Source organism: Reyranella sp. (genome assembly GCF_965279465.1).
In the GTDB taxonomy this organism is placed as follows: domain Bacteria; phylum Pseudomonadota; class Alphaproteobacteria; order Reyranellales; family Reyranellaceae; genus Reyranella.
Genome location: NZ_OZ257242.1, coordinates 7,915,591 through 7,928,633 on the forward strand (window position 1 = coordinate 7,915,591; position 13,043 = coordinate 7,928,633).

The 13,043-nt window shown below is 66.5% G+C and carries 12 protein-coding genes and 1 pseudogene; 6 read left to right on the forward strand and 7 right to left on the reverse strand.

Annotated features, from left to right (window positions below; all coding sequences use genetic code 11):
- Positions 1-76 precede the first annotated feature (76 nt).
- Together ACQY8M_RS38575 and ACQY8M_RS38580 are read left to right on the forward strand one after the other, a co-directional pair.
- A complete protein-coding gene (locus ACQY8M_RS38575) occupies positions 77-853 on the forward strand; it encodes an HpcH/HpaI aldolase family protein (protein WP_428667923.1) in 777 nt (258 codons plus the stop codon).
- A gap of 160 nt (positions 854-1,013) precedes the next feature.
- Positions 1,014-1,586 (forward strand): VOC family protein, encoded by a 573-nt coding sequence (locus ACQY8M_RS38580; protein ID WP_428667925.1) that lies wholly within the window; start codon positions 1,014-1,016, stop codon positions 1,584-1,586.
- A gap of 1 nt (position 1,587) precedes the next feature.
- On the opposite strand, the gene ACQY8M_RS38585 is transcribed toward ACQY8M_RS38580, so the two are convergent.
- Together ACQY8M_RS38585 and ACQY8M_RS38590 are read right to left on the reverse strand one after the other, a co-directional pair.
- Positions 1,588-2,547, reverse strand: coding sequence for a hydroxymethylglutaryl-CoA lyase (locus tag ACQY8M_RS38585; RefSeq protein ID WP_428667927.1), 960 nt, complete (start codon positions 2,545-2,547; stop codon positions 1,588-1,590).
- 33 nt (positions 2,548-2,580) lie between these two features.
- The gene (locus ACQY8M_RS38590) at positions 2,581-3,786 is read right to left on the reverse strand and encodes a cytochrome P450 (protein ID WP_428667929.1); all 1,206 of its coding nucleotides are present in this window, start codon (positions 3,784-3,786) and stop codon (positions 2,581-2,583) included.
- 138 nt (positions 3,787-3,924) lie between these two features.
- On the opposite strand from ACQY8M_RS38590, the gene ACQY8M_RS38595 reads away from it, so the two are divergent.
- From ACQY8M_RS38595 to ACQY8M_RS38610, 4 genes are all read left to right on the forward strand, one after another.
- On the forward strand, positions 3,925-5,865 hold the full coding sequence (locus tag ACQY8M_RS38595; RefSeq protein ID WP_428667931.1) for a potassium transporter Kup: 1,941 nt from the start codon (positions 3,925-3,927) through the stop codon (positions 5,863-5,865).
- Positions 5,865-6,563: an alpha/beta fold hydrolase gene (locus ACQY8M_RS38600; protein WP_428667933.1), complete on the forward strand. Its 699-nt coding sequence runs from the start codon at positions 5,865-5,867 to the stop codon at positions 6,561-6,563. The genes ACQY8M_RS38595 and ACQY8M_RS38600 overlap by 1 nt, the downstream gene beginning before the upstream one ends.
- Positions 6,560-6,964, forward strand: a complete 405-nt coding sequence (locus tag ACQY8M_RS38605) for a GNAT family N-acetyltransferase (RefSeq protein ID WP_428667935.1) — start codon at positions 6,560-6,562, stop codon at positions 6,962-6,964. Before ACQY8M_RS38600 ends, ACQY8M_RS38605 begins: the two co-directional genes overlap by 4 nt.
- Positions 6,965-7,054: 90 nt before the next feature.
- Positions 7,055-7,462, forward strand: a complete 408-nt coding sequence (locus ACQY8M_RS38610) for a translational machinery protein (protein ID WP_428667937.1) — start codon at positions 7,055-7,057, stop codon at positions 7,460-7,462.
- A gap of 57 nt (positions 7,463-7,519) precedes the next feature.
- On the opposite strand, the pseudogene ACQY8M_RS38615 reads toward ACQY8M_RS38610, so the two are convergent.
- The 5 genes and pseudogenes from ACQY8M_RS38615 to ACQY8M_RS38635 all read right to left on the reverse strand — a co-directional run.
- A pseudogene (locus ACQY8M_RS38615) lies at positions 7,520-7,627 on the reverse strand (CHRD domain-containing protein); the annotation flags it as partial.
- 630 nt (positions 7,628-8,257) lie between these two features.
- Positions 8,258-9,811, reverse strand: a complete 1,554-nt coding sequence (locus tag ACQY8M_RS38620; RefSeq protein ID WP_428667939.1) for a hydantoinase/oxoprolinase N-terminal domain-containing protein — start codon at positions 9,809-9,811, stop codon at positions 8,258-8,260.
- Complete coding sequence (locus ACQY8M_RS38625; RefSeq protein ID WP_428675602.1) at positions 9,808-10,869, reverse strand: DUF917 domain-containing protein; 1,062 nt, start codon at positions 10,867-10,869, stop codon at positions 9,808-9,810. Before ACQY8M_RS38625 ends, ACQY8M_RS38620 begins: the two co-directional genes overlap by 4 nt.
- Positions 10,870-10,886: 17 nt before the next feature.
- Positions 10,887-11,966 carry a DUF917 domain-containing protein gene (locus tag ACQY8M_RS38630; protein ID WP_428667941.1) on the reverse strand — a complete coding sequence of 360 codons (1,080 nt, stop codon included), beginning with the start codon at positions 11,964-11,966 and terminating at the stop codon, positions 10,887-10,889.
- A complete protein-coding gene (locus ACQY8M_RS38635; protein WP_428667943.1) occupies positions 11,963-13,042 on the reverse strand; it encodes a DUF917 domain-containing protein in 1,080 nt (359 codons plus the stop codon). Before ACQY8M_RS38635 ends, ACQY8M_RS38630 begins: the two co-directional genes overlap by 4 nt.
- Position 13,043 lies beyond the last annotated feature (1 nt).

The window sequence follows — 13,043 nt, forward strand, 5'->3', positions numbered from 1 at the left end:
CGCAGTCTCCCTTTCGTGGGTGTCAGTCTCGGACGGGGGACGCTAGCATTGGCGCCACAACGGGGGAAACCACGCAATGACAACAAACACATTACGGTCTCTCATCGGCACGCCGGGCCCGAAGATCGGCACGTTCCTGTTCGAGTTCGCGACGCCGGGCATCGGCCAGATCCTGAAGGCCGCCGGCGCCGACTACGCCGTGCTCGACATGGAGCACACCGGCTTCGGCTTCGACACCGTGCGCCAGGTGGTGCGCTACTGCCAGGCGGCCGATCTGCCGCTGATCGTGCGCGTGCCGAGCCAGCAGCGCCATCACATCTCGCGCGCGCTCGACGCCGGCGCCGATGGCATCATGGTGCCGATCGTGTCCTCGGTGGTCCAGGCCAAGGCAGTGCTCGACGCCGCAAAATACTGGCCCGACGGCACGCGCGGCGTGGCGCTGGGCCTCGCGCACGAGCGCTTCGCGATGAGGAGCGATCCGTTGCTCGATCGCTTCGCCGAACAGAATGCGCGCACGGTGGTGATCCTGCAGGTCGAGGATCCGCGCGGCGCCGACGCCGCCGGCGAGATCGCTGCTCTTCCCGGCGTCGACATGCTGTGGCTCGGCCACAACGACCTCTCTGTGGCGATGAACAAGCCCGGCGCCTTCGACCACCCGGATTTCCTGAAGCACGAAAGCGACTCGATCGCCGCGGCCCGCAAGCACGGCAAGTCTGCCGGCCGCCTCGGCGTCGATGCGCGGCAGTGCGCAGACTTCGTAAAGCTCGGCTATGATTTCGTGGCGATCGCCGGCGACGTCTGGCTGCTGCAGCAGGCCTTCGCCGCCGGCGTGGCGACGGTACGCAAAGGCTAGCGTCGTCATGCTCTTCCGGACCGCGAGCCTCTGGCTCGCTCAAGCTCATGAGCGAGTCAGAGGCTCGCGGTCCGGAAGAGCATGAGAGTGACACACTCCAATGAGTCCGTTTGGCCGGAATCGGTGTTACAATTATTGTCGCTGAGGAGGAAAGACGGCAATGACCAGCCAGCCTCATACGCCAGCCAACAGCCGCATCCTGAGCGAGTTGCCGACGCGGCTTCACCACAATGCCTATGTCTGCGCCGACCAGGAACGCACCCGGCACTTCTACGAGGACATCGTCGGATTGCCGCTCGTGGCGACGTGGATCGAGCAGGGCCAATCGCCCGACTTTCCCGGACGGGAGATTTCGTTCGCCCACACCTTCTTCGCGATTGGCGACGGGGGAGCCCTGGCCTTCTTCCAGTTCGCCGACGCCGACGTCGCCGCCAGGTTCAAGGCCCAGCAGCAGCCGTTCTACGTGCATCTGGCCCTGGCGGTGAGCGAGGCGACCTTCGATGAGATCAAGCGGCGCCTCACAGCCGAGAGCATTCCCGTGCGCGAGCGCGACCACGGCTATTGCAAGTCGATCTACGCGTCCGATCCCGACGGATTGATCGTGGAGTTCACCGCCGATCCGGCCAATGTCGCGGAGATCGACGCCTGGCAGCGCGCAACTGCCCACGACTCGCTGAAGCGGTGGATGGCCGGCGACCGGACCGTCAACAACGAGTTGCGTCTACACGGATAAGTCAGGCCGCCGCCCGTCGGAAGGCATCGAGCGCGCCGCCATGGAGAAGCTCGCTGGGCAGCGGGTGACCGACGATCTCCTCCGCCATGCGCCCGACCTCGAGCAGCCGCTCGAGGTCGACGCCGGTCTGCACGCCCATTTCCTCGCACAGCATCACCAGCTCCTCGGTGCAGATGTTGCCCGCCGCCCCCTTCTGGCCGGCGAACGGGCATCCGCCCAGGCCGCCGACCGTGGAGTCGAAACGGCGCACGCCCAGGCGAAGCCCGGCCATGGCGTTGGCCACGGCCATGCCGCGCGTGTCGTGCAGGTGCAGGCTGATCTGCTTGTCCGGCCAGGCGCTGCGCACCTCGCCGACCACCCGCTCGATCCTCGGCGGCGTCGCCCAGCCCATGCTGTCGGCCAGCGACAGGCGACCGATCTCCACGCCGCACTCGGCGGCGATCTCCAGTCCCTCAGCGATTGTCCGCACGACCTGGGCGGGGGCGATATCGCCCTGGAAGTTGCAGCCGAAGGCGGCCATCACGCCGATCGCCTTGACCGGCACGCCCTTCTCGACGTGCAGGCGGGTCTGCTTGCGCATCGCTTCGAGATTCTCGGCATGGCTGCGGTGCAGGTTCTTGCGCGTGAAGGCTTCCGACGCCGTGAGCGAGATCGCGCCCGACAGCGTGAGCTTGTCGCGGAACGCCAACGCCCGTTCGAGCCCCTTGTCGTTGAACCACAGGGCAGAATAAGTGATGCCCGGCCGCTGCCGGAACTGGGCCACCACGTCTTCAGCGTCGGCCCAGCTGGGCACAACGCGAGCGCTGACGAACGAGCAGACCTGGATATGGCGCAGGCCGGTCTCCGCCAGGGCCTCGATCAGGCGGATCTTGTCGGCCGTGGGGATCGGGCCAGGCTCGATCTGAAACCCCTCGCGCGGGCCTTCCTCGTGGATCTCGATCGACGTCGGCAGATCGGACATTTCGGCACCTTGGGAACGAGTTTTCGAATACGGCTATTCGCGGATCATCACCGGCAGGGCCCGGATGCCGCGGATGAAATTCGAGTAGAGCCGCACCGGTTCGCCGACGATCTCGGGCCGCATCCGGCGCTTCAGCATCTCGCGCCACAGGATGTGGACCTGCAGCTCGGCCAGCCGGTCGCCGACGCAGCGATGGATGCCGGCGCCGAAGGCGAGATGCTGGCGCGCCTTGGGCCGGTCGATGCGGAAGAGCTCGGGATCGTCGATCGCCGTCTCGTCGCGATTGCCCGAGACGTACCACATCACCACCTTGTCGCCCTGCCGGATGGTCTTGCCGCCGAGCTCGGTATCGCGCGTCGCGGTGCGGCGCATGTGGATGACCGGCGTCTGGTAGCGGATCATCTCGGACACCGCCGACGACATCAGCGCCGCGTTGGCCTCGAGCTTCGCGCGCTCGCCAGGATGGTCGGCGAACGCCATCAACCCGCCGCTCATCGAGTTGCGCGTGGTGTCGTTGCCGCCGACGATCAGCAATGCGAAGTTGCCGATGAACTCGTTGAGCGGCATGTCCCGGGTCGCGTCGGAATGCGCCATCATCGAGATCAAGTCGAACTTGGGCGGCTGCGCCGCGCGTTCCTTCCACAGCTCGGCCATGGTCGCCGCCATGCTGCGGAGCTCCGTCATGCGCTCGGCGTCGGTCTTCACCACGGCGTCCTCGGCGGCGATATTGCAGATTGCCACGTCGGACCACCAGGTGAGCTTGCGGCGCTCGGCGAACGGAAAGTCGAACAGCGTCGCCAGCATCATGGCGGTGAGCTCGGTCGAGACCTTGTCGACCCAATCGAAGATCTCGTTGCGCGGCAGGCCGTCGAGCAGCGCCGACGTCCGCTGCTCGATGGTCGCCTGCAGATTGGCAAGGTTGGTGGGCGCCACGATCGGCGCCACCGTCTTGCGCTGCGCGGTGTGGCGCGGCGGATCCATGCGGATGAAGTTCGGAAGTTCCTCGCCGGTCGGCTGGTCGGCGATCTGGATGCCACCGAGCTGCGAAGCCGAGGAATAGGTCGCGTGGTCGAGCTCGACCTTCAGGATGTCGGCATAGCGCGTGACCGACCAATAGGGCCCGTACGGGCTCTCGGGATGATAGTGGACGGGGTCCTCGGCCCGCAGCCGCGCGAAGTGCGGCCGCCACGTATCCTCCCGATAGAGCCTTGGGTCGCCGACATCTTCATGTGCCGTCATGGACCCATAGCCGGCCTGCAGGTTGCCTGCGAGTCAAGCGCTTTCATCGCAACGACCCCCCGTTTGACGCGTTGACAGCGCGGAAGGGCAGGCGCAAACCCTCGCCCCGCCGCCCCCCCTTAGGGCGGCGTTTCACCTATGGCCCCTGACGACCGCACGTCGCCCTTGTCTGCCGTCACCCTGCCTCCAGCCAACGGCGCGACGGGCCACGAGCCCGCCAAAGCCGCTGCGGCTGCGCTGGTCGTTGGTGCGCTCGGCGTCGTGTTCGGCGATATCGGCACCAGCCCTCTTTACACACTTCGTGAATCATTCACCCACGGCTCGGGAATGACGCCCACGCCCCGCCACGTGCTGGGTGTGCTGTCGATCCTGTTCTGGGCCGTCACCCTCACCGTGACGATCAAGTACGTCACGCTGATCATGCGGGCCGACAACAAGGGCGAAGGCGGCGTGCTGGCCCTTGCCACGCTCGCGACACAGGGCCTGAACGGTCGCAGCCGAAAAATAAGGCGGTCCATCACGGTGTTCGCGGTGATCGGCCTGGCACTGTTCTACGGCGACGCGATCATCACGCCGGCCATGACCGTGATGAGCGCGATCGAAGGCCTGCATTCCGTTGCACCGGGCATGAGCCACTACGTCGTGCCGATGTCCCTGGCCGTCCTGGTCGGCCTGTTCATGCTCCAGTCGCGCGGCACCGCCGACGTCGGCCGGCTGTTCGGCCCCGTCATGCTGGTCTGGTTCCTGGTGCTGGGTGTCCTGGGTGCCTGGCAGGTGGCCAAGCACCCCGGCGTGCTGATGGCGCTCAATCCCATCTACGGCATCGACCTCATTGCCGATCGCGGCTGGCCGATCTTCCTCGCGTTCGGCTCGATCGTTCTCGCCGTCACCGGGGCCGAGGCGCTCTATGCCGACATGGGGCATTTCGGCCGCAAGCCGATCCGGATCGCCTGGCTGTTCATCGTGCTGCCCGGCCTTATGCTCAACTATTTCGGCCAGGGCGCCCTGATCATCGAAGACCCGAAGGTCGTGCGGCAGGTGTTCTTCGAGATGGTGCCGAAGGACATGGTGCTCGCCCTCGTGGTCCTCTCGACCATGGCCGCCGTGATCGCCTCGCAGGCCGTGATCTCCGGGGTATTCTCGCTCACCCGGCAGGCGATCCAGCTCGGCTATCTGCCGCGCATGGAGATCCAGCACACGTCGGAAACCGAGATTGGCCAGATTTACGTCCCCCGGGTGAACTGGATCCTCATGGCGGGCATCATTGCCCTGGTGGTCGGCTTCGGTTCCTCGGACAAGCTGGCGGGCGCCTACGGCCTTGCCGTGACCGGCGCGATGCTGGTCGATGCCGCTCTCGCCCTGGCGGTGGCGATCCTGGTCTGGAAATGGAAGTGGCCGGTGGCCGCCCTGGTCTTCGGGCTGCTGGCGATCCCCGACATCGCCTTCTTCATCGCCAACGCGCTCAAGATCCCGGACGGCGGCTGGCTGCCCTTGCTGGTGGCCGGGCTGGTGTTCTTCACCATCACGACCTGGCGCCGCGGCCGCGAGATCGTCGGCGCCGAGTTGGCCGAGAGCGCGCTACCATTGACCCAGTTCCTCGACCGCATGGAGCGCGCGCCCGATCGCGTCGCCGGCACGGCGGTGTTCCTGACGGTCGACGCCTCCTCGACCCCGCCCGCTTTCCTGCACAACCTCAAACACAACAAGATCCTGCACGAGCGCATCATCATAATGCAGGTCGACACGATGGATGTGCCGCGGGTGCCAGAGGCACGGCGAGTCGAGGTCGAGCGCCTGGGCAAGGGCTTCTATTCAGTGATCGCCCGCTACGGTTTCATGGAGCAACCCGACGTGCCGGCGGCCTTGCGCGCCTGCCGTCCGCATGGCATCGCCTATGATGAAATGGAGACCAGCTTCTTCCTGGGCCGCGAGACGCTCGTGCCCGCCAGCCGCTCGCGGCTCGGCCGGTGGCGCCGCGACTTCTTCATATCGCTGAGCCATAGCGCCTCGGCAACCAAGGCCTTCTTCCGCATCCCGCCCAACCGCGCCATCGAGCTCGGCAACCAGATCCAGGTGTAATGGCGCGCCAACCGCTCGTCCTGCTGCCGGGCCTGCTCAACACGCGCCGCGTGTACGAGAGCCAGATCGCCGAACTTTCCGACATCGCAGACGCGATCGTGCCCGAACTCTGGCACTACGATTCGATCGGCGCGATGGCACAGGCGACCCTCGACGCGGCGCCGGAACGCTTCGCGCTCGGCGGCTTCTCGATGGGCGGCTATGTCTGCTTCGAGATCCTGCGCCGCGCACCCGAACGGGTCGAGCGGCTGGCGCTGATGGACACGCAGGCCGTGCCCGACACGCCCGAGGCCAGCGCACGCCGGCGCGGCTTCATCGAGCAGACCAAGCTCGGGCGCTTCCATGGCGTGCAGCCCTCGCTGCTCCCGACCATCGTTCATCGCAGCCGCCTGAACGACCAGGCGGTGGTGCAGCCGATCGTCGAGATGGCGGCCGAGGTCGGCTCCGACGGCTTCTGCCGTGAGCAAACCGCGATGATCGCCCGCCCCGACAGCCGGCCGATGCTGGTCGACATCGACTTACCGACCGTCGTGATCGTGGGCCGCCAGGACATGGCCACGCCCCTGGCGCGCGCGCGGGAGATGGCCACCGACATCGCCAATGCGCGGCTGGTGACCCTCGAGGACTGCGGCCATATGGCGCCGCTGGAGAAGCCGGCCGAGGTCTCGGCCGCGCTGAGGAGATGGCTGACGCAATGACGACGACCGTTTACGCCACCGAGGACTATCTCGCGGCCGACGAATACATCGACGTGGTGAGGAAGTCGGGCCTCAACCGCCCGGTCGAGGACCGCCCGAGGGTCGAGCGCTTCCTCAAGCACAGCAACCTGTTCGTGACCGCGCGGCAGGATGGCAAGCTGGTCGGCTTCGCCCGCTCGCTCACGGACTTCTGCTTCTGCTGCTATCTGTCGGACCTCGCGGTCGACAAGGCCTGCCAAGGCCAGGGCATCGGCAAGCGGCTGATCGAGGAAACGCGCAAGGCAGCCGGCGCCGAGCTGACGACGACGCTGCTGCTCTCGGCGCCGACCGCGGTGACGTTCTACCAGGGCATCAAGATGCCGCACGCCGACAACTGCTATCTCTACCGACGCACCCGGTAACCTTGGGTGGTTCGTCGGCCTTGATCTGGATCAAGGCCGGTGGAACTCGTCCGCTCGACCCTGTCGGGATCGAGACAACCGGAGAGTTCGATGCCGCACAGCCATGCCGTCGTCTGGATGGATTTCAGGGAAGCGCACGTGTTCCGTTTCGGCGTCGAGGATGTGCAAAAGCAGCGCCTCAAGGCGCGCAATCCGTATCGCAAGGTCCATCACAAGGCAGGCGCCATCGGTGGAGGCCACGCCCATAGCGATCGGGCCTTTTTCGACGAGACCGTCGAAGCGCTGGCCGGTGTGACCGAATGGCTGCTGGTTGGCCCGGGCGTCGCAAAGCACGACTTCCTGCGGCACGTCGGCGGGCACGCGCAGGACCTGAAGGCGAAGCTCGCCGCCGTAGAGACGATGGATCATCCGACCGATAGAGAACTGGTCGACCAGGCGCGCCACTTCTTCAAGGCCTTCGACAAGATGCAGCCCTATGTGCCGGTGCGCGCAGGCTGAAACGAGAAAGGCCGTGCCTTCGCGGCACGGCCTTCGCTTCGAGGCCGGGTAAAGGAACTACTTCTTCATCACCTGCCCGCGAATCTCGCCGCCCTTGTTCTTCTCGGTGTGGATGTTGAAGTACCATTTGCCGGCTTTGAGATCGGCGGCCTGGGCGTCGGTCAGCGGGCGCCTCCGTTTAGGCTCGCGGATATCGCGAGCACGCAAATGCATCAGCCGGGCGATCGAACGCGGTGCACATGCAGTCACGACGCCTTGATGGAACCTTCGCCCGATAGGATAACCTCCTGCCCATGATTGCCGAACAGGAGCGCGCCGTTGCGACGGCAGAGCGGGTCCTCGGGGTTCCGCTGCAGCACGACACCGCTGAGTAGCGACGACAGACGCAACCTCATCCTGCGTGCGTCCGCACCGTCTCGCTCGGTCATCATCAAGGCGACGCGCGACGAGGACTACAGGCCACAGGATGCCGGAGCCTTCGAGACGGGGCTGGTCAAGGAATGGGTGGCGACGGCATTTCTCTCGCAGCACGCGCCGGGCAACGCTCCAGCATTCCTCGGCGGCGACGCGGAACTCGGCCTCATCGTGCGCGAGGACCTTGGAGTGAGCCTCGGCAGCATGGTCGCACCATTGCTCGGGGATTCTGCCCGGCGCTGCGGAGCGCGCGCTCGTCGCCTATGCGACGGCGATCGGGCAACTGTATGCCGACACGCTTCATTGCATCGACCACCACGCCGATTTCCTGCGGCGCGACTTTCCCGCGGCGGTCAGACGGCCTTTTGACTCCGAAGCGTTCTACGACGCGGCGACGTCGCCGACGACCCGCACCCTCACCCGCACGGAATTGCCGGGCAGGTAGGCCAACGGCATGTCCTCGCTCTCGATCGTCGCGAGCGAGGCACGCGCGGCACCCGCCGCCACGGCGCGATCGTTGGCGATGCCTTGCGCGGCGGCCAGCGCATCGGTGCGGCTCAGGTCCTTGAAGATCTGGTCGCATTCGCCCGAGACCTGGGCAATCGCGGCGCCGACGGCATTGGCGCAATCGCCGTGCTGCACATGGATCACCTTGGACACACCCGGCAGCTTGTCGGGGATCAGGAAAGCGCCGCCGCCGACCGCGATCAGCGGCACGTCGCCCGCCTCGGTCTTCATCCGGTCGATCGCCTCCTCGGCCAGGCGCGCGGCTTCATCGAACACCTTCTTGCAGGTCGCCGCATCGAGATGCGCGACCTTCTGCTTGTCGCCGAGCGTCAGCACGCCCGAAGCGATGGCGATGTCGGTGGTGGTGAGCTGCTTGCCGCCGAAGGCGATGCCTTCCTTCAGCAGGCGATAGCCGACCGACACCGGCCCGACCTTGAGCGGATCGAGCTGCACATGGCTTCCGCCGCCGAGGCCGATCGACAGCAGGTCGGGCATGCGGAAGAGCGTACGCACGCCGCCGACCTGCACTACCGAATTGGCCTCGCGTGGGAATCCGTTCTTGAGCTGGCCCACGTCGGTGGTCGTGCCGCCGACATCGATTACCATCGCGTCGGCCAGGCCCGACAGATAGGCGGCGCCGCGCATCGAGTTGGTCGCACCGGAGGCGAAGCTGTAGACTGGCAGGCGACGCGCCTGGGCTGCCTCGGCGACGGTGCCGTCGTTCTGGGTGATGAACAGCGGCGCGGCGATGCCCGAATCCTTGATCGCCTTCTCGAAGGCGGCGATCGTCTCGCGCGACAGATCGGCCAGCGCCGCGTTCAGCAGCGCGGCGTTCTCGCGCTCGAGCAGGCCGATGCGGCCGAGATCGGACGAACAGGTGATGACGGCATCGGGAATCACCTTGGCCACCAGCTCCGCGGCCCGCCGCTCATGGCTCGGATCGAGCGGCGAGAAGATCGCCGAGATGCCAACCGACTTGAGGCCGGCCGCCTTCATCTCCTTGGCCGCCTTGGTCACCGCCGCCTCGTCGAGCGGCATGAAGGGCCGGCCGTCGTATTCGTGGCCGCCTTCCACCATCCACACGCCGCCGCGCACCAGCGCCGCGAGATCTTCCGGCCAGTCGCAGAACGGCGGCAGAGACGCCGAGGCCGGCATGCCCAGCCTGAGCGCCGCCACCTTGGTCAGGGACCGGCGCTGCACCACGGCGTTGATGAAATGCGTGGTGCCGATCATCACGCCGTCGAGCTTCTTCAGCGTGCCGCCAGCATCATTCAGGACGCCGGTCCCCGACAGGCTCTTGAGAGAGTCGAGGATACCGGTGGTCACGTCCTCGCTGGTCGGCGCCTTGACGGCGCCGGAAACCTTGCCGTCTTCGATCAGGACGGCGTCGGTATTGGTGCCACCCACGTCGATGCCAATGCGTCTCATGCTGAAAACACGCTCCTGAAATCGAGGTCATAGCCGAAGGCGCGCGGGCCGACATGCTCCAGCCCCTTCGGCGAAAGGAAGATGTCGGGGGGCGGCAGGGCGATCACCGTGACCCGCTGGCCGTAGCGGATCGTCTCGCTGCCGACCGCTTCACCGGTATCCGAATTGAGCACGCAGATCAGGTCCGGCGTCATGGCCAGCGGCTCACCATCGCGGAACGACACGATCCACTCGTTCTGGAAGTTGATGCTCATCTGCGAGCCGCGCCAGTCGTCGAAGCCGTCGAACCGGACCACACCCCGCAGCCAGCCCTCGGCGGCCCGGCGCTGGACGTCCGTCACCTTGCCCCGGAAGAGAAGCTTGCCGGGCTCGACTTCCAGGATGGCGGCAATCGGATCGTCATGCCGGCGCTGCGCCTCGCGAACGGCCGCGCCAAGCGTCATCGCCTTGGTCACGGTGCCGTGGATACCCCATTCCTTCACCTCCGCCCCGGTGCGCGGCGGCTGGCAGGTCGCGGCGGATGCGCCATACTCGGTGCAGATCTTGCGCGCGACCCGCTCGGCCCATTTCCAGGTCGGCACCTTGTGCACGATGCTTTCGAAGCCGCGCACGTCGACGACGCTGACCGGACAGGGTTTCAGCCCGCCGATCGCGACCGAGGTCATCTGCAATTCGGGATAGGCGCGAGCCATCGTGTCCGAATCGACGATCGGCCGTTTGAGGTGCGCCGCCGCCATCAGTGGCCGCACGCCGTTGGCACCGCCGATCTCCATGCTCATGAGCGCGGCAAAGCGCTTGCCGATATGCTTTTCCATCACCGACACGGCGCGTGCCAGCGTGAGGCTGTCGATCAGCCGCTCCTGACCGACCAGCGGCGCGCCCATGTTGGCGACGGTCCCCACCCAGTCGTCATCGGCGAGGTCGGCGGCGTCGATGAGCTGGATGCGATGGCCTTCCTTGTAGAGCGCGCGCATGTTGAGCAGCGGCAGATAGGGATTGCCGCCGCCGCCCGTGCCCAGGATCCAGGCGCCGAGAGCCAGCGATTCGATGTCGTCCATGGAAAGATCGCGCCGGCTCACGCGAACACACTCCTGAAATCGAGGTCGTAACCAAAGGCGCGCGGACCGACATGCTCTAGACCCTTGGGCGTCAGGAAAATCGCCGGCGGCGGCAAGGCAATCACCGTCACCCGCTGGCCGTAGCGGATCGTCTCGCTGCCGACGGCCTCGCCCGACACCGTATCGAGCACACAGATCAGGTCGGGGCTCATGGCGAGGGGCTGCTCATCGCGATAGGCGACGATCCATTCATTCTGGAAGTCGATGCGCAACGCAGCACCACGGAACTCGTCGACGCCATCGACGCGCAGGACGCCACGCAGGTAGCCTTCGGTCACCCGGCGCGCCACGTCGATCACCTTGCCTCTGAACAGGAGCACACCGTGCTCGGCAGCCAGGATCGCCGCCACCGCATCCTCGTGCAGGCGCTGAGCGCGGCGCACTGCCTCGCCAATCCGGATCGCCTTGGTCGTGGTGCCGTGGATGCCCCATTTCTTGATCTCCGCGCCGGTGCGCGGCGGCGTGCACATGGTGGCGGTCGAGCCGTACTCAATGCAGATCTTGCGCGCCACCCGCTCGGTCCACTTCGCATTGGGCGTGCTGTGCACGATACTTTCGAGGCCGCGCACATCGACCAGGCTGATCGGGCAAGGCGCCAGGCCGCCGATGGCGGTCGACGACATCTGCCCTTCGGGGTAAGCGCGCCCCATCGGGTCGCTGTCGACCACGGGCAGCTTCATGAGCGCCGCCGCCATGAGCGGCCGCACGCCATTGCCGCCGCCGATCTCCACGCTCATCAGGGCCGCAAAATTGCGTTTGATATGGGCTTCCATGACCCGGACCGCGCGCGTGAGCGTGTGGGGGTCGCCCATGCGCTCTGCGCCCACCAACGGCGCGCCCATTCCGCCCGCGCCGGCCACCAAATCGTCGTCGGCAAGGTCAGCCGCCGGCATAAGCTGAACGCGATGGCCCTCCTTGTAGAGCGCGCGCATGTTCAGAAGCGGCAAATACGGATTGCCGCCTCCGCCGGTGCCGAGAATCCAGGCCCCGACGGCGAGCGATTCGATATCGTCGATGGAAAGCGCGCGCAGGCTCACGCAAACACACTCTTGAACTCGAGGTCGTAGCCGAAGGCGCGCGGGCCGACGTGCTGCAGGCCCTTGGGCGAGAGGAATACCGGCGGCGACGGCAGCGCGATCACCGTGACCCGCTGGCCGTAGCGGATGGTCTCGCTGCCAACCGCCTCGCCCGAAACCGAGTCGAGCACGCAGATCAGATCGGGCGTCATCGCGATGGGCTTGCCGTCCACCCAGGCCACGATCCATTCGTTCTGGAAGTTGATCTCCATCACAGCACCACGGAACTCGTCGATGCCGTCGAAGCGTGTGCGGCCGCGCAGAAATCCCTCTGTCGCGCGGCGCTCGACGTCCATCACCTTGCCCTTGTAGAGAAGCTTGCCCGGCTCGACGGACAGGATGGCCGCGATCGGATCCTCATGCTTGCGCTGCGCCTCGCGCACCGCCGCGCCAATTGCGATCGCCTTGGTCGTGGTGCCGTGGATGCCCCATTTCTTCACCTCCGCGCCGGTGCGCGGCGCCTTGCAGGTCGACGCGATCGAGCCGTACTCGGCGCAGATCTTGCGGCTGACCCGCTCCATCCATTTCCAGGTCGGCACTTTCTCGACAACCGATTCGAGACCGCGCACATCGACCGTCGTCAGGGGACAGGGCACGAGATCGCCGACCGCCATCGAGGTCATCTGCGCCTCGGGATAGGCGCGCCCCATCATGTCGCTGTCGATCACCGGGCGCTTCAGGTGCGCGGCCGCCATCAACGGCTGGATCGAATTCCCGCCGCCGATCTCGAGCGACATGATCCCGCGGAACTCGTGGCCGATGTGGCGTTCCATCAGCTCGACCGCGCGCGCGATGGTCCGGCTGTCGGTCAGCCTCTCCTGGCCGACCAGCGGCGCGCCCATGTTCGACACCGCGGCGACCCAGTCGTCGTCGGCGAGCTCGGACGCCGGCATGAGCTGCACGCGATGGCCCTCCTTGTAGAGGGCGCGCATGTTCAACAGACCGAGATAGGGACTGCCGCCACCGCCGGTTCCCAGCACCCATGCGCCGACGGCGAGAGATTCAATGTCGTCCGAAGTGATGTCGCGTAGCGGCATT

What these genes read in the sequence shown, in the direction of transcription:
- ACQY8M_RS38575 (WP_428667923.1), top strand. Translation starts at nt 77, where the DNA reads ATGACAACAAACACATTACGGTCTCTCATCGGCACGCCGGGCCCGAAG.
- ACQY8M_RS38580 (WP_428667925.1), top strand. Translation starts at nt 1,014, where the DNA reads ATGACCAGCCAGCCTCATACGCCAGCCAACAGCCGCATCCTGAGCGAG.
- ACQY8M_RS38585 (WP_428667927.1), bottom strand. Translation starts at nt 2,547, where the DNA reads ATGTCCGATCTGCCGACGTCGATCGAGATCCACGAGGAAGGCCCGCGC.
- ACQY8M_RS38590 (WP_428667929.1), bottom strand. Translation starts at nt 3,786, where the DNA reads ATGACGGCACATGAAGATGTCGGCGACCCAAGGCTCTATCGGGAGGAT.
- ACQY8M_RS38595 (WP_428667931.1), top strand. Translation starts at nt 3,925, where the DNA reads ATGGCCCCTGACGACCGCACGTCGCCCTTGTCTGCCGTCACCCTGCCT.
- ACQY8M_RS38600 (WP_428667933.1), top strand. Translation starts at nt 5,865, where the DNA reads ATGGCGCGCCAACCGCTCGTCCTGCTGCCGGGCCTGCTCAACACGCGC.
- ACQY8M_RS38605 (WP_428667935.1), top strand. Translation starts at nt 6,560, where the DNA reads ATGACGACGACCGTTTACGCCACCGAGGACTATCTCGCGGCCGACGAA.
- ACQY8M_RS38610 (WP_428667937.1), top strand. Translation starts at nt 7,055, where the DNA reads ATGCCGCACAGCCATGCCGTCGTCTGGATGGATTTCAGGGAAGCGCAC.
- ACQY8M_RS38620 (WP_428667939.1), bottom strand. Translation starts at nt 9,811, where the DNA reads ATGAGACGCATTGGCATCGACGTGGGTGGCACCAATACCGACGCCGTC.
- ACQY8M_RS38625 (WP_428675602.1), bottom strand. Translation starts at nt 10,869, where the DNA reads ATGGACGACATCGAATCGCTGGCTCTCGGCGCCTGGATCCTGGGCACG.
- ACQY8M_RS38635 (WP_428667943.1), bottom strand. Translation starts at nt 13,042, where the DNA reads ATGCCGCTACGCGACATCACTTCGGACGACATTGAATCTCTCGCCGTC.